The sequence below is a fragment of the Gelidibacter sp. genome, from assembly GCF_053579655.1.
Genome location: NZ_JBMDWE010000015.1, coordinates 17,990 through 41,117, shown reverse-complemented (window position 1 = coordinate 41,117; position 23,128 = coordinate 17,990). Strand labels below are relative to the sequence as shown.

24 protein-coding genes are annotated in these 23,128 nt (G+C 35.9%); 11 read left to right on the top strand and 13 right to left on the bottom strand.

What is annotated here, in order from left to right; translation table 11 throughout:
• Positions 1-254 precede the first annotated feature (254 nt).
• Both mtaB and ACOH2D_RS09385 read left to right on the top strand, forming a co-directional pair.
• Complete coding sequence (gene mtaB, locus ACOH2D_RS09390) at positions 255-1,580, top strand: tRNA (N(6)-L-threonylcarbamoyladenosine(37)-C(2))-methylthiotransferase MtaB (RefSeq protein ID WP_449535056.1); 1,326 nt, start codon at positions 255-257, stop codon at positions 1,578-1,580.
• A 125-nt stretch (positions 1,581-1,705) separates the two neighbouring features.
• On the top strand, positions 1,706-2,212 hold the full coding sequence (locus ACOH2D_RS09385) for a hypothetical protein (protein ID WP_348037164.1): 507 nt from the start codon (positions 1,706-1,708) through the stop codon (positions 2,210-2,212).
• Between the two features lie 40 nt (positions 2,213-2,252).
• On the opposite strand, the gene ACOH2D_RS09380 is transcribed toward ACOH2D_RS09385, so the two are convergent.
• On the bottom strand, positions 2,253-2,549 hold the full coding sequence (locus ACOH2D_RS09380) for an N-acetyltransferase (RefSeq protein ID WP_348037162.1): 297 nt from the start codon (positions 2,547-2,549) through the stop codon (positions 2,253-2,255).
• A gap of 207 nt (positions 2,550-2,756) precedes the next feature.
• Between ACOH2D_RS09380 and ACOH2D_RS09375 the strand changes: the two genes are divergently transcribed.
• From ACOH2D_RS09375 to cls, 3 genes are read left to right on the top strand one after another with little or no spacing between them, the layout of a single operon-like run.
• Positions 2,757-3,425, top strand: coding sequence for an alpha/beta hydrolase (locus ACOH2D_RS09375; protein WP_348037160.1), 669 nt, complete (start codon positions 2,757-2,759; stop codon positions 3,423-3,425).
• A gap of 45 nt (positions 3,426-3,470) precedes the next feature.
• A complete protein-coding gene (locus ACOH2D_RS09370; protein WP_449535055.1) occupies positions 3,471-4,400 on the top strand; it encodes a lytic transglycosylase domain-containing protein in 930 nt (309 codons plus the stop codon).
• A complete protein-coding gene (gene cls, locus ACOH2D_RS09365) occupies positions 4,400-5,857 on the top strand; it encodes a cardiolipin synthase (RefSeq protein ID WP_449535054.1) in 1,458 nt (485 codons plus the stop codon). Before ACOH2D_RS09370 ends, cls begins: the two co-directional genes overlap by 1 nt.
• Positions 5,858-5,871: 14 nt before the next feature.
• Here the strand turns inward: cls and ACOH2D_RS09360 are convergent, their stop codons facing one another.
• From ACOH2D_RS09360 to ACOH2D_RS09350, 3 genes are all read right to left on the bottom strand, one after another.
• Entirely contained in the window at positions 5,872-6,564 is a 693-nt protein-coding gene (locus ACOH2D_RS09360; RefSeq protein ID WP_348036537.1) for a hypothetical protein, read from the bottom strand.
• 517 nt (positions 6,565-7,081) lie between these two features.
• Positions 7,082-7,645, bottom strand: coding sequence for a DUF2892 domain-containing protein (locus ACOH2D_RS09355; RefSeq protein ID WP_348036536.1), 564 nt, complete (start codon positions 7,643-7,645; stop codon positions 7,082-7,084).
• Positions 7,646-7,647: 2 nt separating this feature from the next.
• Complete coding sequence (locus ACOH2D_RS09350) at positions 7,648-8,523, bottom strand: DUF6263 family protein (protein ID WP_449535053.1); 876 nt, start codon at positions 8,521-8,523, stop codon at positions 7,648-7,650.
• A 263-nt stretch (positions 8,524-8,786) separates the two neighbouring features.
• Between ACOH2D_RS09350 and rpmH the strand changes: the two genes are divergently transcribed.
• Together rpmH and carB are read left to right on the top strand one after the other, a co-directional pair.
• Complete coding sequence (gene rpmH, locus ACOH2D_RS09345; protein WP_163515395.1) at positions 8,787-8,948, top strand: 50S ribosomal protein L34; 162 nt, start codon at positions 8,787-8,789, stop codon at positions 8,946-8,948.
• A 98-nt stretch (positions 8,949-9,046) separates the two neighbouring features.
• Positions 9,047-11,899: a carbamoyl-phosphate synthase large subunit gene (gene carB / locus ACOH2D_RS09340; protein WP_449535052.1), complete on the top strand. Its 2,853-nt coding sequence runs from the start codon at positions 9,047-9,049 to the stop codon at positions 11,897-11,899.
• 98 nt (positions 11,900-11,997) lie between these two features.
• Here carB and ACOH2D_RS09335 read toward each other — a convergent pair whose 3' ends face one another.
• From ACOH2D_RS09335 to ACOH2D_RS09300, 8 genes are all read right to left on the bottom strand, one after another.
• Positions 11,998-12,711, bottom strand: coding sequence for a DUF3307 domain-containing protein (locus ACOH2D_RS09335; protein ID WP_449535051.1), 714 nt, complete (start codon positions 12,709-12,711; stop codon positions 11,998-12,000).
• Positions 12,705-13,325 carry a SatD family protein gene (locus tag ACOH2D_RS09330; protein ID WP_348036532.1) on the bottom strand — a complete coding sequence of 207 codons (621 nt, stop codon included), beginning with the start codon at positions 13,323-13,325 and terminating at the stop codon, positions 12,705-12,707. Before ACOH2D_RS09330 ends, ACOH2D_RS09335 begins: the two co-directional genes overlap by 7 nt.
• Positions 13,326-13,462: 137 nt before the next feature.
• On the bottom strand, positions 13,463-14,029 hold the full coding sequence (locus ACOH2D_RS09325) for an acyl-CoA thioesterase (protein WP_449535050.1): 567 nt from the start codon (positions 14,027-14,029) through the stop codon (positions 13,463-13,465).
• Positions 14,019-15,350, bottom strand: a complete 1,332-nt coding sequence (locus ACOH2D_RS09320; RefSeq protein ID WP_348036530.1) for a DNA recombination protein RmuC — start codon at positions 15,348-15,350, stop codon at positions 14,019-14,021. Before ACOH2D_RS09320 ends, ACOH2D_RS09325 begins: the two co-directional genes overlap by 11 nt.
• A gap of 250 nt (positions 15,351-15,600) precedes the next feature.
• Positions 15,601-16,395, bottom strand: a complete 795-nt coding sequence (locus tag ACOH2D_RS09315) for an ABC transporter ATP-binding protein (protein WP_449535049.1) — start codon at positions 16,393-16,395, stop codon at positions 15,601-15,603.
• 27 nt (positions 16,396-16,422) lie between these two features.
• Complete coding sequence (locus ACOH2D_RS09310; RefSeq protein ID WP_449535048.1) at positions 16,423-17,457, bottom strand: FecCD family ABC transporter permease; 1,035 nt, start codon at positions 17,455-17,457, stop codon at positions 16,423-16,425.
• A 53-nt stretch (positions 17,458-17,510) separates the two neighbouring features.
• Entirely contained in the window at positions 17,511-18,656 is a 1,146-nt protein-coding gene (locus ACOH2D_RS09305; protein WP_449535047.1) for an ABC transporter substrate-binding protein, read from the bottom strand.
• Positions 18,657-18,838: 182 nt separating this feature from the next.
• Positions 18,839-20,263: a GFO_1087 family putative carboxy terminal peptidase gene (locus tag ACOH2D_RS09300; protein ID WP_449535046.1), complete on the bottom strand. Its 1,425-nt coding sequence runs from the start codon at positions 20,261-20,263 to the stop codon at positions 18,839-18,841.
• 153 nt (positions 20,264-20,416) lie between these two features.
• Here ACOH2D_RS09300 and ACOH2D_RS09295 point away from each other — a divergent pair, with 153 nt between their 5' ends.
• From ACOH2D_RS09295 to ACOH2D_RS09280, 4 genes are read left to right on the top strand one after another with little or no spacing between them, the layout of a single operon-like run.
• Positions 20,417-20,926 carry a GFO_1088 family ECF-type sigma factor gene (locus ACOH2D_RS09295; protein WP_348036850.1) on the top strand — a complete coding sequence of 170 codons (510 nt, stop codon included), beginning with the start codon at positions 20,417-20,419 and terminating at the stop codon, positions 20,924-20,926.
• Positions 20,913-21,410 carry a PG0215 family putative anti-sigma factor gene (locus tag ACOH2D_RS09290; RefSeq protein WP_348036852.1) on the top strand — a complete coding sequence of 166 codons (498 nt, stop codon included), beginning with the start codon at positions 20,913-20,915 and terminating at the stop codon, positions 21,408-21,410. Before ACOH2D_RS09295 ends, ACOH2D_RS09290 begins: the two co-directional genes overlap by 14 nt.
• Positions 21,411-21,430: 20 nt before the next feature.
• Complete coding sequence (locus ACOH2D_RS09285) at positions 21,431-22,057, top strand: GFO_1090 family protein (protein ID WP_449535045.1); 627 nt, start codon at positions 21,431-21,433, stop codon at positions 22,055-22,057.
• Positions 22,058-22,059: 2 nt separating this feature from the next.
• On the top strand, positions 22,060-22,605 hold the full coding sequence (locus tag ACOH2D_RS09280; protein ID WP_348036856.1) for a GFO_1091 family lipoprotein: 546 nt from the start codon (positions 22,060-22,062) through the stop codon (positions 22,603-22,605).
• Between the two features lie 337 nt (positions 22,606-22,942).
• Here ACOH2D_RS09280 and ACOH2D_RS09275 read toward each other — a convergent pair whose 3' ends face one another.
• Positions 22,943-23,128: a hypothetical protein gene (locus ACOH2D_RS09275; RefSeq protein ID WP_348036858.1), complete on the bottom strand. Its 186-nt coding sequence runs from the start codon at positions 23,126-23,128 to the stop codon at positions 22,943-22,945.

Below are 23,128 nucleotides of genomic sequence, written 5' to 3'. Positions count from 1 at the left end.
ATTGCGTTTGATAAAAATGCTATACAGGTTGACTGAAGTTGATTATGTTTTCAATATTTCTCTTAAACCACATTCATCCGCCCGTAGCTTTAGAGAATACGGAAACCACGTCGTAAGATTTGTATTATTTTCAAACTAATTCGTAACTTTGCGCTTCCAAATTCAATAATAAAGTAAATTAAAATTTTACTTATAAAGATAGACGCTGATTCTTCAATAACGAGCTTCTGTTTTTAGGAAATGAAGACTGTATTATGAAAAAGAAAGTGGCGTTTTATACTTTAGGGTGCAAACTGAATTTTTCGGAAACCTCTACCATTGCCAGATCCTTTGAAAATGAAGGATTTGATCGTGTAGGGTTTGAGGAAAACGCAGATATTTATGTGATCAATACATGTTCTGTTACTGAAAATGCCGATAAGCGTTTTAAATCCATCGTCAAGCAAGCACAAAAAATCAATCCTAATGCCTTTGTAGCGGCTGTTGGGTGTTATGCTCAATTGAAACCTCAGGAGTTGGCAGATGTCAATGGAGTGGATTTGGTACTTGGAGCGACTGAAAAATTCAAGATTACCGATTATCTCAATGATCTTTCTAAAAACGATATGGGAGAAGTCCATTCCTGTGAGATTGAAGAAGCCGATTTTTATGTAGGAAGTTATTCTATCGGAGACAGGACGCGTGCTTTTTTGAAAGTTCAGGACGGTTGTGACTACAAATGTACGTATTGCACCATTCCGCTGGCTCGTGGTATTTCAAGAAGTGATACTATGGAAAGTGTCGTTAAAAACGCCAAAGAAATTGCCGCTCAAAATATCAAAGAAATCGTGTTAACTGGGGTAAATATTGGCGATTATGGCAAAGGTGAATTCGGCAATAAAAAACACGAGCACACCTTTTTAGATTTGGTTAAAGAATTGGATCAGGTAGAAGGTATTGAGCGTTTGCGAATTTCATCCATCGAGCCCAATTTGTTGAAAAATGAAACGATTGATTTGGTTTCAAAATCAAGAGCTTTTGTTCCGCATTTTCATATTCCATTACAAAGTGGAAGTAATGACATTCTTAAAAAAATGAAACGTCGTTACATGAGGGAACTTTATGTGGATCGCGTTTCAAAAATAAAAGAAGTCATGCCACAGGCTTGTATTGGTGTGGATGTCATTGTGGGTTTTCCCGGAGAAACTGACGCACATTTCTTAGAGACCTATAACTTTTTGAATGCACTTGATATATCCTATTTACATGTGTTTACCTATTCTGAACGTGATAATACCGAAGCTGTAGAGATGGACGGCGTGGTTTCAAAAAACGTAAGAGCTAAACGCAGTAAAATGCTACGAGGCTTATCCGTTAAAAAACGTCGTGCGTTTTACGAAAGCCAATTAGGAAGCACACACACCGTTTTGTTTGAAAACGAAAATAAAGAAGGTTATATACATGGTTTTACAGAAAACTATGTTAAAGTAAAAACGCCATGGAATCCTGCACTTGTAAATACTTTGCATGAAATAGAGCTGACTAAAATTGATGACGATGGCATTGTAAGGTTTGAATTTGTTGCCGTTTTGTCTGAATAAACCTGTTTTTTTAAATCTGCTGAGTGTTTTTTAACCGTCTTTTCAGCTATTGGCCGTGTTTTTTTTAGAAGACCATCCCTAATTTATAATTTTGATGTTGGCTCCTTATCTAACAACAATTATAAATGAATATTACCTTTCGTCTGCTTTTTCTCTCTGTTTGTTTTTTTATATGCGCAAGCTGTTCTAAAGAGGATGATAAGTACCCTGTCGTTGGTGATTGGGAATTGATTATGTGGACGGTAGGCATTCCATTTGATTTAGGCAATAACCAAGTCCATAGCTTAAATTTTTTAGATAAGACAGCGTGTAACGTCAACGAAACTTTGAATTTTAATCATAAAGGTATTGTTACTTCTAGTAACACATTCAATCCCGAAATAACGATTCGTTTAAAAGAGGATACTTCTGATGTTTACTTTGTTGAAGAAATTTGCGATGAGGGAACCATTGGTTTTTCTACATCGTATCTTCAAGTTGATAAGCTAAATATAGAATTAAACAATGCAGTTGGTATGGTGGAAAGAAACAAGTTGACGCTTGTTTATGCCAATGCCATTAAAATATACAACGAAGTCTTTACAGAAGTGATTGAAAGCAAGGATCTCACATTGGTTTATAGGAAGAAATAATAAAAAAATCCGAAACTAAGTTTCGGATTTTTATTTTAAATTATATTCTAATACCTACTGGAAGCATTTTCTGATACTTCCTGTTTTTCCTTATAAACTTAGCTATTTCCGGACTTGTAGGAACAACACTAATATTGCGTTCGGAGATATTCTCAAAAACCAAGGTTAAAAAATTGGCTTCAAATTCTTCAGAGGTAATGCTCTCAGGAATACATAATTTGGTTAGAAAAATTTTACGGTCTTGAAGAGAGTACTCAATTTTTGCTAAATCGTCTTCAACTTTAAGTTCAAATTGACGTAAGAAATCATTGTCAACTAAATCTGCTGCATCATTCATAATAATATCTTTAATTTTATTTAATGGTTGGAAGGAGGTAATCGCTAATTTTATATAGCTTTGCTTGACAAATTTACGAAAAATTACGTTAGTATCGGCCGCCTAAGATGTTAAATCCTTATAAAGTAAACGTTTACGGGGCTTTAAAGAATTTAATGTCTTATCTTACTTTGATCACTAAGTTTGGGTTACGCTTAAAATCAGCACATGGAGAAAGAAATTATTCCTGTTTATCTTATGCCAGGAATGGCTGCAAAACCAACCATCTTTGAGCGCATTAAATTACCTGAAGATCAATTTAAAATTTATTGGTTGGAATGGATGATTCCAGAAGTGAATGAAAGTTTGGAACACTATGCCAAACGCATGATTGAAAAAATAGAGCATAAAAACCCGGTGCTTTTGGGCGTATCTTTTGGAGGTGTTTTGGTTCAGGAAATGAGTAAGTTTATGGAGGTGAGTAAATTGATTGTGGTAAGCAGTGTAAAGTCACGTCATGAACTTCCGAAGCGTATGAAAATCGCTAAATTTATAAGAGCATATAAGTTCGCGCCCACACAATTGCTTTCCAATTTGGACGTTCTTAAAAAGTATGCCTTTAATGACACCATTTCCAAACGAATTGATTTGTACAAAACCTATCTCGCCGTAAATGACAAGCGTTATTTGGATTGGGCTATAAAGGAAATGTTGCTTTGGGATCAGGAAGAGCCTATTAAAGATGCCGTTTATATACACGGCGATAAGGATGCCGTTTTTACACATTCTTGCGAAGGAAACTGTATTGTGGTAAAAGGAGGGACCCATATTATGGTCGTTACAAAATATAGATGGTTCAATAAAAATCTTCCAAAACTAATAACAGGATCAAATTGATTACTGTTGAATTATTTTTTTACATTTATAAAAAAAAATCAGAAAATGAAAATGATTAAGAATTTACTAGCAGTCATAGGCCTTGTATGCATTTCAGGGCTGTTTATATTTGCTGTACAAAAGCCTGCTGACAGTGATTTACTGCCCGAGCAAAAGATGGTCAATGGTTATAATATATACGCTGTAAAAATACCGGATGATCTGAACTTTGCCGATGAGCCAATGCCGTTATCAGATCCTGATGTTTATGAGCGGATGGATAGAGAGCTTTTGGTCAACACCTATTGGCAATCCAACGGACTTTTGATGTTTAAACGTGCTCAAAAGTATTTTCCTGTGATAGAGCCGATCTTAAAAAAGCACGGTATTCCAGATGATTTTAAGTATTTAGCAGTCATAGAAAGTGGTTTAACCAATGCCGTTTCTCCAGCAGGAGCAAGAGGTGTTTGGCAGATTATGCCCGCCACAGCAAAAGAAAATGGACTAGAAGTGAATGAAAACGTCGATGAACGTTACAATTTGGAAAAATCTACCGAAGTGGCCTGTAAGTATTTGTTGCAATCAAAAAGAAGTTTAGGTTCATGGACGTTGGCTGCTGCGGCTTATAACGCAGGAAATGCGGGGATATCACGCCGATTAAAAGAACAGAATGTCAATGGTTATTATGATTTGTTATTAGGAGAAGAAACAGGTCGTTATATGTTCAGGATTGTGGCTTTGAAAGAAATAATGAACAATCCAAAAACCTATGGATTCAATTTTGAGGAACCAGATCTCTATTCCAATATCCCCACATTTAATGTTGTCGTAGATAAGGAAATCCCTAATTTTACTGCATTTGCAGAAGAGTACGGTATTAATTATAAAATCCTTAAAATCCATAATCCATGGTTAAGGGAAACTCGTTTGACCAATAAAACAGGTAAAAAATACGTCATTGAAATTCCTAAGGCAGGACATTATCCTAAATCCTAATGCTCAGCTTTCTCTCAAATAATATTTGGGGTATACTTATAGTCATCAATTATCTTTTGGTGATTTTAACCGCATTTACGGTATTAACTAAAAATATTAATCCAACCAAAACGATATCTTATATTATCGTTTTGGTTTTTTTTCCTTTTTTCGGACTTGTCGTCTATTATCTTTTCGGACAGGAATACCGGAAAAATAAAATCTTCAACAGAAAACACCTTCTCAATCAAAAAATGATTGCAGAGGTTAGCACACGTCTTACGCCAGACAAGAGGGAGATTAAAGAATTAAAAGATGATCTTTTAGATGAAAAAATAAAACTTGTCAAGTTGCTGCACAGTAGCGCCAATTCACCTCTAACGATTAATAATGATGTTCAGATTATTAAGAATGGCGAAAATAAGTTTAAGGTGCTTTTGGTCGATTTGAAAAAGGCGAAAACACACATTCATATGGAGTATTATATCTTGCGTGATGACAAGATAGGAACACAGGTTATCGATATTCTTTGTGATAAGGCTAAAGAAGGAGTCCAAGTACGTCTGAGTATCGATGACGTTGGAAGCAGCATTTCTAGAAAGAATAAAAATAGAATGACCGAAAGTGGGGTGGAATGGTATTCATTTATGCCCGTCCTTTTCCCCGGATTTACGGGCAAGATGAATTACAGGAACCATCGTAAAATAGTAATCATTGACGGTAAAATTGGTTACATCGGCGGCATCAATGTTTCCGATACTTATATCAATTATGAAGGGTCTGATTCGTATTGGAGAGATACGCATCTGAGGATTACCGGAGATGCTGTAAAATCCCTGCAAATACATTTTTTGATGACTTGGGAGTTTGTTTCTGGCAAGAAGGTTGAATTGGAAGAAAGTTTCTTTCCAAAGGATGCATGCGAGGAGAGTGTTGCGCTACAAATTGCTGCCAGTGGACCAGATTCAGACTGGGCAAATATTATGGAGGTCATTTTTACAGCTATTGTTACAGCAGAAAAATATGTGTATTTGACAACACCTTACTTCATTCCAAACGAACAGATTATTACGGCGCTACAAGTGGCTTCCAAAAGTGGTGTGGATGTGAGATTGCTTATTCCAAAGGAATCTGATTCTTGGACCACAAAACACGCTACCAATTCCTATATTGAATGTTTATTAGATGCCAACATAAAAATTTATAGGTATTACAAAGGTTTTATCCATGCTAAAACGATTGTGGTTGATGATGTATTCTGTACAGTTGGGACGACAAATATGGATTATAGAAGTTTCAATATCAATTTTGAAATCAATGCGATTATCTATAATAAAGAGAAAAGTTTGGAGTTGAAATCCCACTTCTTTGAGGATTTAAACGATAGTGAAGCCATCGATAAAGAAAGATGGTTGAACAGATCGAAGATAGAAAAGTTTAAGGAGTCCTACTGCCGACTTTGGGCACCATTGCTTTAGTGTAAAAATAGGTTTTAACGATCCTCTTTTGGGATGGGATGCTCAGCGATATCGGTGTGACTGGCCAGCAACTCGGAAATTCCTTTAGTAGTCTTTTCGGCAAACTGTTCTTTCGTTTCAGGCTTTAAGTTTCTCAGAAAGAATTTTCGATCGATATCAAAAATCTGTTTGTCTTTATTGATATAAAAACAAGTGGGGACGCCAAAAGAATGTTTATAAACCGAAAGCGCTCTGTTGGAGTTATTATAGCGTTCATCCGCATAGACCACGGTCACATTTTTGTTGTAATCCTTGGTATTCTTTTTGGCAATATTTAGCTTATCCCAATAAATCACAATGATTTCCACCACACCCTGGTAATTGTTGGCTATGGTGTTGATGGTTTGGATTTCCTCTTTTGTTTGAATGATAGCTGAGTTTTTGGTAATCAACAAAAAAGGTTTGTCAATTTTATCTGTTTGGAGATAGCCTCCTGATACTTTCTTAAGTTTCAGGTCAGAAACATAAGTGTTTTTTAAATGATTATTTACAAGTGAATTAAAAATCGTATCCACTTCATTGGGCATGCTATTTCTGATGGCCAAATCAGATTTGTTATTGAATTTTCTTAAATGTAAAGCTAGTGCATCATCAAAATACACTTTTTCTTCTTGAGCATAGAGCAATGGGAGGTAAGCAAAAAGTAAAATTACAAGTAATTTTTTCATGACCATAGGCAGGTTTTTTTATTAAGGATGAGCAAGTTATGTTTTATTGGGGATAAAATCAAAACTTCTCGATGAGGGCTTGAAAATACTGTTAATCTCCAAAAGAAAAACTGTTTTGTATAAAATTTCTGTTTAATCGATTTTTTTGAAGTTTTTATACGTCTTATGTGTTTCATGTTTAATCCATAAAATACACAGGCACTTAACCACATCAGGGTTTTTATCCATCATCCATCAAAACTAAAGTGATCAGTAATTACTTCTAGAACCCTGCCAATTATAAGCGCGATATTTCAGAATAAGAGTCCTCGAATTATCCAATTGATCTTTTGGATCATGAATAATTACTTTTCATGTGCAACAATAAATGTAACTTCATAAAAGAAGTAGTTGGAATTTAATGCTGAAAAAGTTGAAATCGAAATTGAAGTCGAAATTGAAGTTGAAAAATGAAGTCATAAATAAAGAGTAGACTTCTTTTTAAACAACAAACAACAAACAAAAGAGCCGTTACTTTTTAGCGACGTCTTCCTTGCCTGTTCCCACCATAATGCTGATTCGGCATTTGTGCTTTTTTCATGCTATCCTTCATCATCTTAATTTGGTCGGCCAACATGTTACGCTTATCTAATTTCTGCGCTTCATTCAATAATATTTTAGCCTCTTGTGGGCGTCTCTTGCTAAATGCTATTCCAGAAAGATTAAGTTTTGCCATGGCCATATCATGATCCATCGATAAGCCTAAGGTTAAGGCTTTTTTGAAGTATTTTTCAGCTTCATTCATATTGGTTTGAGACACCATAATACCGTGAAGATAGTTGTAATAGCCTTCTTGCTTTTTAACCAAAGCACTCGATGGATTTTTAATTTTATCCAGCCAACGTTTAGCGCCGACAAAATCTTGTTTACGTAATCTTAAGAACGCCAATAGGATAAATTCGTTCTTAAAATATAGAAATACAAAAATTGTAGATAGCAAAATAATCATAATACCATTGCCGATGTAGCCTTCAGTAAATAGATAAATAGCATAAGCTATCATTAAAGCTGTTATAACGAGTTTTATGTTTTTATTGTACATGGTTAATTTAAAATTTTATAAGTAATTGTAGATGTTATTTTTGTCGGTATGGTCAGGTCGCCAGCAGTAACTTGTGTGTCTCCCATATAAACCCCTTCAACAGTGATGTCCTTGAAAAGTCCTGTTTTTGAGTTGGCATTGATGGTCGTTTTTTGGGTTCCGGTAAGCACCATCATGACGTTTTCATCAATATTGGACATGGTGGTATTAGCATTTCCTGAAATGGTATAGGTGTCAAAATTATAGGCTGCTAAAGTCCATTTGTTTTTCGCCTGTAAATCCCCTTGATAAATATTCTCCCAGGAGTCTCCTGCTTTCACGGATTTGGCCGGTAAAAAATAAGTCATTTGCTCAAAACTGTTCGAAAGTGCATCACTTCCAAATTGTTTTTCAAATTGTGCTCTATTTGCTTCAATGGCCGCTTCGTCAGTGATGCCTGCCGCCTTGAACATGGAAGCAATTAGTTTCTCGCCTCCAGAAATAGACTTGATTTTCCCCGTTCTTTCCATAGTCATGGTTACCGGAATGTTTAAAGTGCCTTTGAACATTTTTGAGGTAAGGTCTTCATCATCTTTATTGGAAGTGTCTGCATTGAGCAATTCGCCCAGCGACGGTGAGCTCATGGTCATTTTCATGTGTTTAAAAGTCATTTCCAAAGTGATGAGCCCTTGTTGCACTTTAATCACCTTAAATTGCATGCTGCTCTTTAAATTATTATCAATAACTTGGTCAACCCCATTAATATCTTGTGTAATATGTTGTGATGCTTGCTGCTCAACGTTAAAAATGTCATTTACTTTAAGGTCGTATTGAAGCGTTTTTTGAGCATTTACCCCAAAGGAAGAAAGAAAAACAAGCAAAAAGATAAAGGCCTTCATGAATCGTATTGGTGTGTCTATTTTCAAAGCACAAAGAAACTAATTTTTTTTAAGTTGGCATTGCCATTTTTGTGATATTAGCTATAATAAGATTATATTATTTAGGTCATTTTTCGGCTTAGAATAGTAATAGGTAAAATTAAAAAAATATTTTAAAATTAGATTTGCCAAAGTAAAAACTCTTTGTATATTTGCCCGCAGTTTTGGGGAAAGAATCAAAACACTATTTAGACTATTCAAGATTATTTTAAAGATACAAGACAATGAGCAAAAGAACGTTTCAACCATCGAAAAGAAAGAGAGTAAACAAACACGGTTTTAGAGAAAGAATGGCTTCTGCTAATGGTAGAAAAGTCCTTGCACGTAGAAGAGCTAAAGGAAGAAAAAAACTATCTGTATCTTCAGAAACTAGACATAAAAAATAATGATTAACAATTGTTAATAAATTAGAGGTGTTACTTAGGTGTAACGCCTTTTTTTGTACCTAATTCATATTTATTTTTGCACCACAAAATTCATCAAAATGCCTAAAGACAAAAACATTAAATCTGTACTTATTATCGGATCAGGTCCAATCGTTATCGGACAAGCTTGTGAGTTCGATTATGCTGGTACCCAAGCCTTACGCTCACTTCGTGAAGATGGTATAGAAACTGTACTCATCAATTCAAATCCGGCAACTATCATGACTGATCCTACCATGGCTGATCATGTTTATTTATTGCCACTCACTACAAAATCAATCATCCAAATCTTAAAGGAACATCCTCAAATTGATGCTGTCTTACCAACTATGGGTGGACAAACAGCACTGAATTTATGTATTGAGGCAGATGAAAAAGGCATCTGGGATGATTTTGGCGTAAAACTTATTGGTGTTGACATTAATGCTATCAATATTACTGAGGATAGGGAAAAATTTAAGGAGTTAATGTTCAAAATAGGTATTCCTATGGCACCTCAAGCTACCGCAACTTCTTATTTAGAAGGTAAGGAGATTGCTCAGAAGTTTGGTTTTCCATTGGTAATTAGAGCTTCTTTCACACTTGGTGGTGAAGGTGCGTCATTTGTGCATACAGAAGATCAGTTTGATGAATTACTGATACGTGGTTTGGAGGTTTCTCCTATCCACGAAGTGATGATTGACAAAGCTTTGATTGGATGGAAGGAATATGAATTGGAGTTGCTGCGTGATAAAAATGATAACGTCGTTATTATTTGTACCATCGAGAATATGGACCCTATGGGGATCCACACAGGCGATTCCATTACTGTTGCGCCAGCGATGACCTTGTCGGACACCACATTTCAGCGTATGCGTGATATGGCCATCCATATGATGCGCAGCATTGGAGATTTTGCAGGTGGGTGTAACGTCCAATTTGCAGTAAGTGCCGATGAAAAGGAAGAAATTATTGCGATTGAAATCAATCCACGTGTTTCGCGTTCTTCAGCCTTGGCAAGTAAAGCAACCGGATATCCAATTGCTAAAATTGCTACAAAACTGGCTATCGGTTATCATTTAGATGAATTAACTAACCAAATCACAAAATCGACTTCTGCCTTATTTGAGCCAACTTTAGATTATGTTGTGGTAAAGATTCCACGTTGGAACTTTGATAAATTTGAGGGTGCGGATCGTACTTTAGGACTTCAAATGAAATCTGTTGGAGAAGTTATGGCTATTGGGCGTTCATTTCAGGAAGCGCTCCATAAAGCTACTCAATCTTTAGAAATCAAACGTAACGGACTTGGGGCTGATGGAAAAGGATATAAGGATTATGATCAAATCATTGACAAATTAACACATGCCAGTTGGGATCGTGTATTTGTGATTTACGATGCCATCCAAATGGGTATTCCGTTGAGCCGCATCCATGAAATCACTAAGATTGACATGTGGTTCTTGAAACAATATGAAGAATTGCATTATCTTGAAAAGGAAATTTCAACCTTCACTATTGATACCATTGAGCATGATTTATTGTTAGAAGCTAAGCAAAAAGGCTATGGTGACAGACAAATAGCTCACATGTTGAATTGTTTGGAAAGTCAAGTCTATAATAAACGTGATGAGCTTAATATTCATCGTATTTTTAAATTGGTAGATACATGCGCTGCCGAGTTTAAAGCACAAACCCCTTATTATTACTCTACTTTTGAAAATGATGTAGAATTAGCGGACGGTACCAGAATGTCAGCGAACGAGAGTATCGTATCGGACAAGAAAAAGATCATCGTTTTAGGCTCTGGACCAAACAGAATTGGACAAGGTATTGAGTTCGATTATTGTTGTGTGCATGGTGTTATGGCCGCTTCAGAATGTGGTTATGAAACCATCATGATCAACTGTAATCCTGAAACCGTTTCCACAGATTTTGATATTTCTGATAAACTTTATTTTGAACCGGTCTATTGGGAGCATATTTATGACATTATTCGTCATGAAAAACCAGAAGGCGTGATTGTGCAATTGGGTGGTCAAACCGCATTGAAACTTGCTGAAAAGCTGGATCGCTATGGCATTAAAATCATCGGAACAACTTTCAAGTCCCTTGACTTAGCAGAAGATAGAGGTAGTTTTTCAAAATTGTTGAAAGAAAATGATATTCCTTATCCAGAATTTGATGTTGCCACCAATGCAGATGAAGCTTTAGCGATTGCTGATGTGCTGGATTTCCCTATTTTGGTGCGTCCTTCCTATGTTCTTGGAGGTCAAGGCATGAAAATTGTCATCAATAAAAACGAATTGGAGGAGCACGTCGTCAATTTATTACGAAGAATGCCAGATAATAAGTTGCTTTTGGATCGCTATTTAGATGGTGCTATTGAAGCAGAAGCCGATGCCATTTGCGATGGAGAAAACGTATATATTATCGGTATTATGGAGCATATTGAACCTTGTGGGGTCCACTCTGGCGATAGTAATGCGACCTTGCCACCATTTAACTTAGGCGAATTTGTATTGCAGCAGATCAAAGATCACACTAAAAAAATTGCATTGGCATTAAATACTGTGGGATTGATCAACATTCAATTCGCCATTAAGGACGATATTGTGTATATCATTGAAGCTAATCCAAGAGCGTCAAGAACGGTTCCGTTTATTGCGAAAGCTTATGGTGAACCTTATGTGAATTACGCGACAAAAGTGATGTTGGGAGAGAATAAGGTCACAGATTTTGATTTCAATCCGAAGTTGGAAGGTTTTGCCATTAAGCAACCTGTGTTTTCTTTCAATAAATTCCCAACCGTAAACAAGCAACTCGGGCCAGAAATGAAAAGTACTGGCGAAAGTATCTTGTTTATTGACAACTTAAAAGATGATCAATTTTATAATCTGTATGCCAGACGTAAGATGTATTTGAGTAAATAAGAATGAAACTGTCGATTCATTCAATTCAATGAATCGACGGTTTAATTTTACAAAAAAAAACTTTTGAAAACCATCAACATCACTGTTGGTGGTTTTTTTTATGTTATCATTGGAATTCCATATAGAAATAGCAGCCCAATTAAAATAGCAATCCCAAAGCTGATCAGGGTTCCAATCAAAATGTATTCGGTAAGTTTGCGTTCTTTGGACTCTCTAAGATCTCCAAATCTGAATACGGACTTCGCGGTTATCAAAAACCCAACAGCTTCCCAGTGGTCTAAAATCACAAAAATAAATACGAGGACACGTTCTAAAATTCCAATATACTTTCCTGCATCCTTTAATGATTCATTTCCTTCGGTAAACTTTGAAATTTCCCATTTTAAAAAGATGGTCTTCATGATGATCGATACCGGAACGGTCAAGAATAAAATACAAGTAAATAGTAGGAGGTTGCGCTCATTAAGTACATTGTCTAAAACAACAATCTGTCCTATAAATATCCAATAGACGGCTAGGATGACCAGAATGTGTAATAACTGATCTAAAAAGAAGAATAACCGTTTTGTTTTTTTCTTTTGAACGATCAGTTTTAAGGCATCAATAATGAAGTGTGAAAGACCAACGATTAGGATTATTGGCCATTTTGAGACATCCCAGAGAATTAGAAATAATAAGCCGATATGGATCAGTACATGCAGATATAATTTTGGCGACTTCAATTTATTTTTTTCCTTTTCCTTAATCCAAGACAGCGGTTGAAGGAAAAAATCCCCAAGGAGGTGTGCGAGTATGAGCTTTATGATTAGCATGCCAGTAACTGTATTGTTTTTTGACGGTAAAGTTGTTCCAACTGCATAATCAGGTCTAAATGGGCGCGTTTTTGTCTGCTGCTTACCGCATTTTGATTGATGCCTATATGTTTGCCAAGTTCCTCTTGAAGCGCGTTTGGTTGCTCCATGTATAATTTCACAATTTCAGCTGAATTTGTGGTCCAATTATCCATTATGGCTAAAGCTAATTTAAAATAAAGGTTGAGTTCTTGATTGAGCTGTTCGTTGGTGGTTTTGATTTTGAGATTGACTTTTTCCTTTTTCAAATACTCTAAGGTCTCACCAGAAAACTGAAAGGCTTCACCATTGGATTCTACAATGCTTTTGCCGCTAAAGGTTTTTTCGCCGATTCCGATGGCAATGCGGACATCTAATCCTTTGATGGTTTTTATACACGCCTTGATATATAGGGCTGCTTTAAGGCTTTCGGAAATGTTTTTCATCTCTAATTGAAAGCTGTCACCTCTATATATTTCCCATAGTGAAGTATCTTGGGAACACATGGTTAAGGCTGCTTTTAAAGTCGATAGCCATATCTCGGAATTTTTGATAGACCGCGATTTGATGATGTCTCCTGTCAATATACTTGTCATAATAACCATTTTAATGATACTTGCGATTATCGTCTCATTACATAATAATTAAAATTATCACATTATAAAGTGATAAAATGGATTATCACGATATTAAGTGATAATCAAATATATTGCGGAATTATGAGATAACCAAATTATGGAAGACTAACCTTAACTTTATAAGCTTCTAAAGTATGTAAATAATCATTTGGGGAAAAATCCTTTTTCTCAAACTCCTTACGTCTCAATTCCTTTTCTTCAGAACGACTTAAGCACTTCAAAAAACGTCTGATTTCATTTTTGGTACACAAGATCAAGCCTGGTACTTCAACCGATTTCCCATCGTTGTCTTTGGCTACCATCGTGAAATAGGAGGAATTACAATGTTTTATATTCCCAGTTCTAATGTTTTCAGCTTCAACTCTAATACCCACTACCATGGACGTGTTGCCGACATAATTGATGGATGCCTTCATAGTTACCAATTCACCAATTTCGATTGTATTTAAAAAATCGACCGTATCTACAGATGCCGTAACACAATAGGTTTTGGAATGTTTTGAAGCGCAGGCAAAGGCTATTTGATCCATTAAATTAAGAATATAGCCGCCATGAATCTTTCCATTAAAGTTAGAGTTTGATGGCAGCATCAATTCTGAAATTAAGATTTTTGAGGCTTCTACTTTTTTATATTTTGTTTCGTCTTGTATATTATTCGTCATCAATAGCACGTTTTAAAAGTTTTTCGTTTTGTTGTTTGCTTGCTTTGGCACCAAGTGCTTTCAGGTTTTCTACGCGAGTAATTAGATTTCCTCGTCCTGTCAATTTAACCATGGCACCTTCATAGGATTTTTGAACGGTTCCTATTTGATTGCCCAGTTTTATGAGTTCTTCAGTTAAATTCACAAAAGAATCATACAAACGTCCAGCGTGGGTTGCAATTTCTATAGCATTTGCTTTTTGATTTTCATTTTGCCACATACTATCAATGGTTTTTAAAACAGCGAGGAGAGTCGTAGGTGTGACGATGATAATGTTTTTCTCAAAGGCATCGCCATAAAGCGCAGGATACTCCATAGATGCAATGGCAAAAGCCGATTCAATGGGGATAAACAACAATACAAAATCGGGACTTTCCAAGTCATAAAGCTGGTGGTAGTTTTTTTCGCCCAACTCATTGACTCGTCGTTTAACCGATACTAAATGATTTTTTAAATGTATAGCGCGTTCTATTTCATCAGTTTCATTGATATAACGCTCATAAGCCACTAAGGACACTTTTGAATCTACAATCATTTTTTTGTCGCCAGGCAAAGAAATGACCACATCGGGCATAACGCGTCGGCCTTCTTCCGTGGTAAAACTTTGCTGTACAAAATATTCGCTGTCTTTTTGAAGTCCACTGCGTTCCAAAACACGCTCCAAAACCAATTCTCCCCAATTTCCCTGCATTTTCGTATCGCCTTTTAAAGCTTTGGTTAAGTTGGTGGTTTCCTTGCTCATTTGCTCATTGAGCTCTTTTAGGCCTATAATCTGACGACGTAAATCGGCACTTCTGGTGATATCTTCTTTATTGGTTTCTTCAACTCGCTTTTCAAAATGTTGAATTTTTTCCTGTAAAGGCTTTAAGATGGCATCAATGTTCTCTTTATTTTGAACGGTAAATTTGCTCGATTTTTCATCGAGGATTTTATTGGCCAAATTTTCAAATTCTACGGTGAATTTTTCCTGCAGTTTTTCAACTTCAGCTTTTTGTTCTTTGTTTTTAATGGCGAGATTGTCGAAGTCCGCGTTTTTACGGGTCAATTCGGTATTTAAAAATTCTTTTTCCCTGCGGATATTTTCGCGATCGATCTCAATTTTTTTGACCTCCGATTCATACTGAATTTTTGAATCCTGAAGCAATTGCTGAAGATTAGCACTGCGTTCCTCCAATCTGTTTTGTTCACCTTTACTTTTCAGATGAGCGATGGTAATGCCAATGTAGACGCCAATTCCGCCAGAAATAAGGATGGAGATAATAAGAATAATGTTGTCGTTCATTTAAATGTCAATTTTATCAAAGATAGATTTTTTTCTGACCGATGACTGATGACCGATGATGGAAAATTCTAGCTTGAAGAATGAAGCATGAAGTTGGAAGCACGGAGCACGGAGCATGAAGCTGGAAGTGTGAAGTATGAAGATTTCATATTGAAATTCGTTTTATATTTATTTCTACCGATTCCGACTGCCGACTGCCAACTGCCGACTGCCAACTGAATACTGAATACTGAATACTGCCCACTGAACCCTATTTCCTCACTCTAAACGATCCAGATGTCTCATCAAACACTATTAAATCTTCTGGAAACAAGGTGTTAAAGGTTCCATTTTCGATAAGATGGCAAGGTTGGCCTGAAACGACTTTATCTTTGGTCATTACAATCATGTTGTCACATAATTGAATGGCCAAGTCGATTTCATGCGAAGAAAATAAAATAGTTTTACCTGTTTCCTTAGCCAATTTTTGTAATAATTTTAAAATATAAGCTTTATGGTACATATCCAAATGTGTCGTTGGTTCATCTAAAATAATCAGATCCGTATCTTGAGCTAAAGCGCGTGCAATCATTACTTTTTGAAGTTGGCCGTCACTTAATTCATAACATTTTATGGATTTTAATGCTTCAATATTGGTTTGTTGCAAGGCTCTATGTGTGATGTCCATATCATCTTGAGATAAATTCCCAACCCAATTGGTGTAAGGTTGTCGTCCTAAAGCCACCAGTTCAAAAACTGATAGATTTTTGGAGGCAATGGGTTCTGTAAGTACAAGACTTAATTGTTTTGCCAATTCTACGGGTTCATATTCCAGTAACGATTTCGAGTTGATGTAAATATCTCCTTCCAATGGTTTTTGAACATTGGTCAAGGTTCGTAAAAGTGTCGATTTACCAATACCGTTGGCACCCACTAAACTCACAAGTTGTCCTTTTTGTAAAACAATGTTGATAGCACTCGCCACCTTATTTATTTTCTTTTTGGAAGTGTATCCAATGGAAAGGTTTTTGGTTTCAAGGACGATATGTTGCTGTTCTGTAGCCACTAATTCACGAATTTTTTTGTCTATTATTTATATTCTTTTCCTAAAAAACATCTTCCGCTTCCTTACCAATAACCAAATGACCACTGGCGCCCCAACTAATGATGTTATAGCGTTAATAGGAAGCGTATAATCACTACCAGGCAATTGCGCAATACTATCACAAATAAGCATCACAATCGCGCCCAATAAAAATACAGCTGGCAATAGGGTTTTATGGTTTGAAGTATAAAAAATTTGACGTGTCATATGTGGAATGGCGAGACCAATAAACGCAATTGGTCCTGCGAAAGCAGTGATTGTCCCTGCCAATAAACTGGTGGCAATAATGATGACAAGCCGTATTTGTTTCAAGTTGAGCCCTAAGCTTTTTGCATAATTTTCACCCAATAACAAGGTGTTTAAACCCTTTATGGAAACCGTAGCCATTAAAATTCCAATGAGATAGATTAAAAAGAAAATAAAAAGTTCATACCATGATAAATTACCTAAACTTCCAAAGCCCCAAAAAACATACTGTTGCAATTGTTCCGCAGAGCTGAAGTAGGAGAGTACGCTGACCACAGCGGAGGTTATGCTTCCAAACATCAACCCAATAACCAAGATCGCCATTGTGTCACGCACTCTTGAGGACACAATCATGACGGCCAAGAGCACTAAAAAACTTCCCAAACTTGCGGCTATCACAATGCTCCATTTTGACATTAGTAATGAAGTCAGTACACCCCCAAAAAAGCCAGAACCTAAAATAACCAAGGCAACACCCAAACTAGCGCCTGAACTGATACCGAGAACAAATGGCCCTGCTAATGGATTCCGAAATAAGGTTTGCATTAACAACCCCGAAATACCTAATCCTGAACCAACTAAAATAGCGGTAAAAGCTTTTGGTAAACGGTAATTTTGAATGATGTATTGCCAGGATTCGTTATCAATTTTGCCAAATAAACCCTTGAAAATTTCCACTGTTGGAATTGAAACAGACCCCAAACTTATGTTCACGAAAAAAAATATGATGAGCAGCGCTATCAATATTAGAAAGGGATATGTGTATTTTTTTTCCATAATTTCAAGACCTGACAGGTTTTAAAAACCTGTCAGGTCTGATCCAAATGAGTTTATTCTAAACGTTTAAAAAAAGTAGGTGTATAATCTTCCAACAATTTTGGATGACATATTTTAATTAAATCTTTTAAAACCAAATCGGGTCGGGCCATTCCTGTTTCAAAATATAAAACGCCACCTGTTTCTCCTGTGGTATTGACAAAAGAATACACCTCTTTAGCTTGGAACGCTTTAAACTTGGTATAATGCGCGTTTGCTTTTTCAATGGCTTCCAAACTTGAATAATACGAGGGGCTGATCCAAATATCTGCATCTTTGGCCTTGTCAAAAACAACTTCAAAGTTGAGTGACAGACTGCCTTGATCTGTGGTTTCACTCCAGAGATAATTGGCATTTGCATCTTTTAAAAGTTGGGCTTCAGGACTCGTGCCGCTTGGTAAATACCAAATATCCTTATACATGGCACCACTTAAAACAGTTGGTTTTTGGGTGGCATTTTGAGCTATCTTTTTGGCTTCTAAATAATCGGTTTCGATAGTTTTAAAAACAGCATCGGCTTCTTTCTCTTTGTTGTAAAGCACACCAAAAAACTTGATCCATTCTGCTTTTGCCAAAGGTGATTTTTCGACCCAGTCGCCATTATAAATCACTGGAATTCCTGCTTTCTGTATGTTGTCAAAGGTTTTGTTGTTGCCATCAATTCCAAAGCCGATAACTAATTCTGGTCTCAGTTCCAATAATACTTCGGTGTTGATGCTTTCGTTTTTGCCTAATTCCCTTACCGATCCTTTATCTATTAATGCTCTTGTTTTTTCAGAGGACACATATTTCAAATCAGGAAAACCCATCAAGGTATTTTCTTCATTCAACAATTCCAATGCAGGAATGTGAGTTGTGGACGTCACTACTATTTTTTGTATTGGCGTGATAATGACACCATCATAATCCCTTGTGTCTAATTTGATTTTGGATGCCATCTCGTTGCTTAGCAATAGATAACGATAGGATTTGTCTGATTTCGGCCAAGGGTTTTTGACTTCTAAAACCTTAAAACCGTCATGATTTTCAATGGTAAAGCCTTCTGCATACGAAATTGAGGACTTTTCATTAGTGGTCGATTGTAAGTTTTGTTCTAAACCCTTGTTTTCTTTACAATTGATGAAAATTAAAAACAGGAGCAAAATTGATAATTGTTTCAAAATCTTATTTTTTTAATGTCAAAAGTAAGATTATTTAATGGAATCAAGACCCGAACTTCTCGAAGATTAGGGTTAGAAACAACCAGATTTAAAGGTCTTAATTCATTTAATAAATAAAAAAAGACGCAATCAGTATTTTGATTACGTCCTTTTCTTAGACAAATAATATTCATTTCTGTTTCTTATTCAACGATCATCATCCCATCATAAATTTTACTATCCACAGTACTCTCAAGAGGTTTTAAAATTTCTGTCGGCTGCGGCAACTGACGGGCAAAACTAGTAATATTATTGAGGGCCGCTGCCAAAAGCGGTTCGTTGACATCTCCCAACGTTCCTAGGGTTGAAGGAAATTCACTAATTTCAATATTAGGAGTTAATCCTGTTGGTGGAACAAGCCCTCCGTTTTTATCCACTGAGTTGGCAATTAATGGCAAGAGTATATAACTGTGGGCAGGATTAACATTGTTCGGTCCAAAGTCAGGGGAATCGTAAATAGGCATTGAAGCTTGGGTTTTCCCCCTAGTATTGAGACCTATTTGAACGACCTCTATATATGGTTTTAAACTGTTGATGATTAACTCACTTGCTGATGCCGATCCATTGGTAGTCAATACATATACCTTTTGTAAATTTAAACTGTTTAGTGCTGAACCGCCGTTTAGAGTATTTGTGAATTTGTAATCACTATTGAGTTCTTGGAGTTCTTCGTTATAAATCAATTTTGAAAACACCTGTCCATTAAATTGACCAGTAATCATACTTCCCAATAAAACGGCACTATTTACAGATCCACCTCCATTATATCTCAAGTCTAATACCAAATGTTGTGCGCCACCAGCTTTTAATTCTGCAAAAGCATTATTAAGTTGGGTATTATAATCTGCCGTAAATGAATTGTAAACCAAATAGCCGATTTTGACACCATTTATTTCAATCACTTTAGTAAGGTATACAGGATTCTCGTTGTAAACTTCTTTGGTTAGCTTGGCGCTTTCTGAAGTTGGTACGATAGTGTCATCTGAAGTTATAGGTGTGTTATTGGTATTATAGGTTGCAAAATTTAAGGTATAGCTATCGCTGTTTAAAAGTTGACTATGATTATCAACGGTCATTTGTGTACCATTTACGGCGTTGAATATTTGACCACGTTTCAAGCCCAAATTACTGGCTACACTATTATTAAGGACGATTTTGATGACGCCAAAAACCTTCGTGTTGCTACCAGGCTCTCTATATAATAGATACTCAAGACCATTACTTTTAAACACGCCACTTAACTGTTGCAAGAGCGCAATACCATCGGCTGCAATTATGCTAAAACGATCGACCACTTCTCTTTGATAGATCAAACTTTCAAATAGCTCTTCGGGAGTAGCATAGCTGTTTAAATAATTTGCATAGGCTTCATTTGATGTAAAACGATCATTGGCTAAATTTGGAATTTTGGATTTGTATAAATACACGGCGTTCATGGCTTTATATACAAAATCGTTGATTTCATTGACATTATTGTTGATAATAATGTCATCGTCCTTATCCTTAAAACAACTCGTGTTTAAACTAAATATAATACACGATAACAGGGCAATTTTTAAAATTCTCATAGGTTTTATTTCTTTTGATTAATAACTTGGTCGGTTATTAAGTTATAAATGTAATTACATTATTGTAAAATAAAAATTTATTGTAACAAAACCGAAACTGTTTCGTCGTAAGGATAGAAGCAGGTTTAACTCATCTGTTATAAACTAACCATAATGACACAAACTGATTTTATAAAACTGGTAATGCCTTTTAAAGATAAGGTCTTCCGGCTCGCAAAGCGGCTTTTGGTATCCAAGGAGGAAGCTGAAGACGCTACTCAGGAAATCTTAATGAAATTATGGAGCAACCAGAATAAAATTGGAGATTATAAAAATGTGGAAGCGTTTTCAATGACCATGACCAAGAATTTATGTTTGGACAGATTAAAATCCAAACAGGCACAAAATTTGAAGATTGTACACAGTAATTATCAAGACAATAATGTGTCCTTGCAGAAACAGGTTGAGCTCAATGACAGTGTCAACTGGGTTTCTAAAATCATGGAGCAGTTGCCAGAACAGCAAAAAATAATCGTCCAACTTCGGGATATTGAAGAATATGAATTTGAGGAAATTGCAAAGGTTTTGGAAATGAATGAGACCGCTGTGAGGGTTGCCTTATCAAGGGCAAGAAAAACGATAAGAGAACAATTAACTAATAAACATAGTTATGGCATTAAATAATATAGAACAGCTTTTAGAAAAGTACGATAACGCTGAAACAACTTTGGCGGAAGAAGCACAAATTCGCGCTTATTTTGAGCAAGAAGATGTGCCTGCACATTTGGAATCTTACAAAAAGTTATTCCAATATGTGTCGCATACCAAACAAGAACAGTTTACCAAAGACGTTCCATTACAACCTAAACGTACAATAGTGTACCGATGGATTTCTGTCGCAGCCGTAGCGGTTCTTATGTTGGGAGCCTATTTTCAAGTGAATCAAATGAATCAGAAAATTACTTTGGACGATTTGAGTCACGAACAATTGATGGCCTACAACCAAACGATGGAGGTGTTTAATCTAGTGTCTTCAAAGTTGAACCAAGGCACTGAAAATTTGGAGGCTTTAAATTTAGTGTCTTCTAAATTAAATGAAGGTGCTGAAAACTTGAACCATCTCAATGAATTTAACAAGGCAACAAACAAAATTATTAAAAACAAGTAACCTGATTAAATAAAGAAATTATGAAAAATGTAAATAATTTTAGCGCATATATCTGCAATAGAAGTAGCGCGAGTAAAAAGGTAATCATTTTATTGGCCATTATGATTGCGCCCATAGTGTCCTTTGGGCAGAGCTTTTTTGATAAATATGAATCCATGAAGGGTGTTACTTCAGGAGTTATAGGTCAAAAAATGTTTAAAATGATTGCGACGATAGATGTGGATCTCGATGATCCGGAAGCGCAAGGCTTTTTGAATATGGTCAAAAAAATTGAAAGTGTCAAAGTGTTGAGCACTGGAGATAAAAGTATTTCTGCAAGTTTGGCATCTGATACTGAAAAATATATCAGCACTTCAAAATTGGATGAGTTAATGCGATTTAAAGATGGTAACCAAACGGTAAAATTTTATGTCAAGGAAGGGCGTGATGAAAATCATGTTAAGGAATTGTTGATGTACATCAATGGTTTGAAGGAACTGACTAAAGATTCCAAAATTGAAATCAATGGTGAAAAGAGAGATGTTGAAACCATTATCGTATCCATCATTGGAGATGTCGATTTGAGGGAGATTTCAAAAATCACCAGTAAAATGAATGTTCCTGGTGGTCAACATCTTGAAAAAGCAGGAAAAGCTAAAAAACAATAATTATGGTCTCATTAATCAAAAATCTGGCAGGAATGATTCTTTTGGTTGCAACACTTCACAGTTGCAACCAAGGAGTATCCTTACAACGTTATTATGTTGACAACCAAGAGCAGCCTAATTTTCTTTCGATAGATGTTCCCGTAAGTATGTTGAATCTTGACATCGCACAATTAAGTCAAGAGCAAAAGGATGCTTATAAATCCATTCAAAAGCTAAATATGTTGGCCTATAAAGTGAAAGCTGGTCAGGAAATGGACTATGAAACAGAATTGGCTAAAGTGAAAACTATTTTAAACGATCCAAAGTATGAGGAATTGATGCGTGGTGGTGATTCGGAAGTTGGACAGTTCAGTATCCGAATTTTGGGAGATGAAGATGATGTTGAGGAATTCATTCTGTTTGGCAACTCGGATGATAAAGGTTTTGCCGTGGTAAGAGTTTTAGGAAAAGATATGAATCCAAATCAAATTATGACCTTGTTTTCAGCACTGGATAAAGCAAATATTGACGATTCACAACTCAGTCAATTTACCGAGTTTTTCAAATAGAAATCTTGATATTAATTGTTTATGCAGAGGAAGTTATTGCCTTTTGTAGAATTTTAGATGTGATGGAGAAATTATTGCCGTGAACTTGTAATCTAAGTCGTTCAATCGAATTTATTAAATAATTAAAAATCGAATAACCTTGTATTTAAGATCATTGTTGTCCGATTGAAGTCGATTTCATTTTCCAAATTTTAGAGCCCATATTTTCAATGTTTTACGATTTGCGTCTTTGTTCTTGATTCTAAAAGCGAAGCGACGCCCACTGAGCTTGTCGAAGTGTCTTGATTCTTTTCTCAGACATTATTGATTTAAAATAATGAAACTCACCAAATAAGCGTTACGCTTTGTGGTGAGTTTCGTTTTTATATAAGATGATACCTATATAAATTACAATAGCAATAAAAATTCCAAAGAGCAAAAACTTCACTATAAAATAATCGAGCACATCAAAAATACCGGCAATTAAAAAACCGAAGGCAATGATTCCTGTAAGTGCACGTGCAATGAAGTTAATTGAGGGCAT

What these genes read in the sequence shown, in the direction of transcription:
- mtaB (WP_449535056.1), top strand. Translation starts at nt 255, where the DNA reads ATGAAAAAGAAAGTGGCGTTTTATACTTTAGGGTGCAAACTGAATTTT.
- ACOH2D_RS09385 (WP_348037164.1), top strand. Translation starts at nt 1,706, where the DNA reads ATGAATATTACCTTTCGTCTGCTTTTTCTCTCTGTTTGTTTTTTTATA.
- ACOH2D_RS09380 (WP_348037162.1), bottom strand. Translation starts at nt 2,549, where the DNA reads ATGAATGATGCAGCAGATTTAGTTGACAATGATTTCTTACGTCAATTT.
- ACOH2D_RS09375 (WP_348037160.1), top strand. Translation starts at nt 2,757, where the DNA reads ATGGAGAAAGAAATTATTCCTGTTTATCTTATGCCAGGAATGGCTGCA.
- ACOH2D_RS09370 (WP_449535055.1), top strand. Translation starts at nt 3,471, where the DNA reads ATGAAAATGATTAAGAATTTACTAGCAGTCATAGGCCTTGTATGCATT.
- cls (WP_449535054.1), top strand. Translation starts at nt 4,400, where the DNA reads ATGCTCAGCTTTCTCTCAAATAATATTTGGGGTATACTTATAGTCATC.
- ACOH2D_RS09360 (WP_348036537.1), bottom strand. Translation starts at nt 6,564, where the DNA reads ATGAAAAAATTACTTGTAATTTTACTTTTTGCTTACCTCCCATTGCTC.
- ACOH2D_RS09355 (WP_348036536.1), bottom strand. Translation starts at nt 7,645, where the DNA reads ATGTACAATAAAAACATAAAACTCGTTATAACAGCTTTAATGATAGCT.
- ACOH2D_RS09350 (WP_449535053.1), bottom strand. Translation starts at nt 8,523, where the DNA reads ATGAAGGCCTTTATCTTTTTGCTTGTTTTTCTTTCTTCCTTTGGGGTA.
- rpmH (WP_163515395.1), top strand. Translation starts at nt 8,787, where the DNA reads ATGAGCAAAAGAACGTTTCAACCATCGAAAAGAAAGAGAGTAAACAAA.
- carB (WP_449535052.1), top strand. Translation starts at nt 9,047, where the DNA reads ATGCCTAAAGACAAAAACATTAAATCTGTACTTATTATCGGATCAGGT.
- ACOH2D_RS09335 (WP_449535051.1), bottom strand. Translation starts at nt 12,711, where the DNA reads ATGCTAATCATAAAGCTCATACTCGCACACCTCCTTGGGGATTTTTTC.
- ACOH2D_RS09330 (WP_348036532.1), bottom strand. Translation starts at nt 13,325, where the DNA reads ATGACAAGTATATTGACAGGAGACATCATCAAATCGCGGTCTATCAAA.
- ACOH2D_RS09325 (WP_449535050.1), bottom strand. Translation starts at nt 14,029, where the DNA reads ATGACGAATAATATACAAGACGAAACAAAATATAAAAAAGTAGAAGCC.
- ACOH2D_RS09320 (WP_348036530.1), bottom strand. Translation starts at nt 15,350, where the DNA reads ATGAACGACAACATTATTCTTATTATCTCCATCCTTATTTCTGGCGGA.
- ACOH2D_RS09310 (WP_449535048.1), bottom strand. Translation starts at nt 17,457, where the DNA reads ATGGAAAAAAAATACACATATCCCTTTCTAATATTGATAGCGCTGCTC.
- ACOH2D_RS09300 (WP_449535046.1), bottom strand. Translation starts at nt 20,263, where the DNA reads ATGAGAATTTTAAAAATTGCCCTGTTATCGTGTATTATATTTAGTTTA.
- ACOH2D_RS09295 (WP_348036850.1), top strand. Translation starts at nt 20,417, where the DNA reads ATGACACAAACTGATTTTATAAAACTGGTAATGCCTTTTAAAGATAAG.
- ACOH2D_RS09290 (WP_348036852.1), top strand. Translation starts at nt 20,913, where the DNA reads ATGGCATTAAATAATATAGAACAGCTTTTAGAAAAGTACGATAACGCT.
- ACOH2D_RS09285 (WP_449535045.1), top strand. Translation starts at nt 21,431, where the DNA reads ATGAAAAATGTAAATAATTTTAGCGCATATATCTGCAATAGAAGTAGC.
- ACOH2D_RS09280 (WP_348036856.1), top strand. Translation starts at nt 22,060, where the DNA reads ATGGTCTCATTAATCAAAAATCTGGCAGGAATGATTCTTTTGGTTGCA.
- ACOH2D_RS09275 (WP_348036858.1), bottom strand. Translation starts at nt 23,128, where the DNA reads ATGCCCTCAATTAACTTCATTGCACGTGCACTTACAGGAATCATTGCC.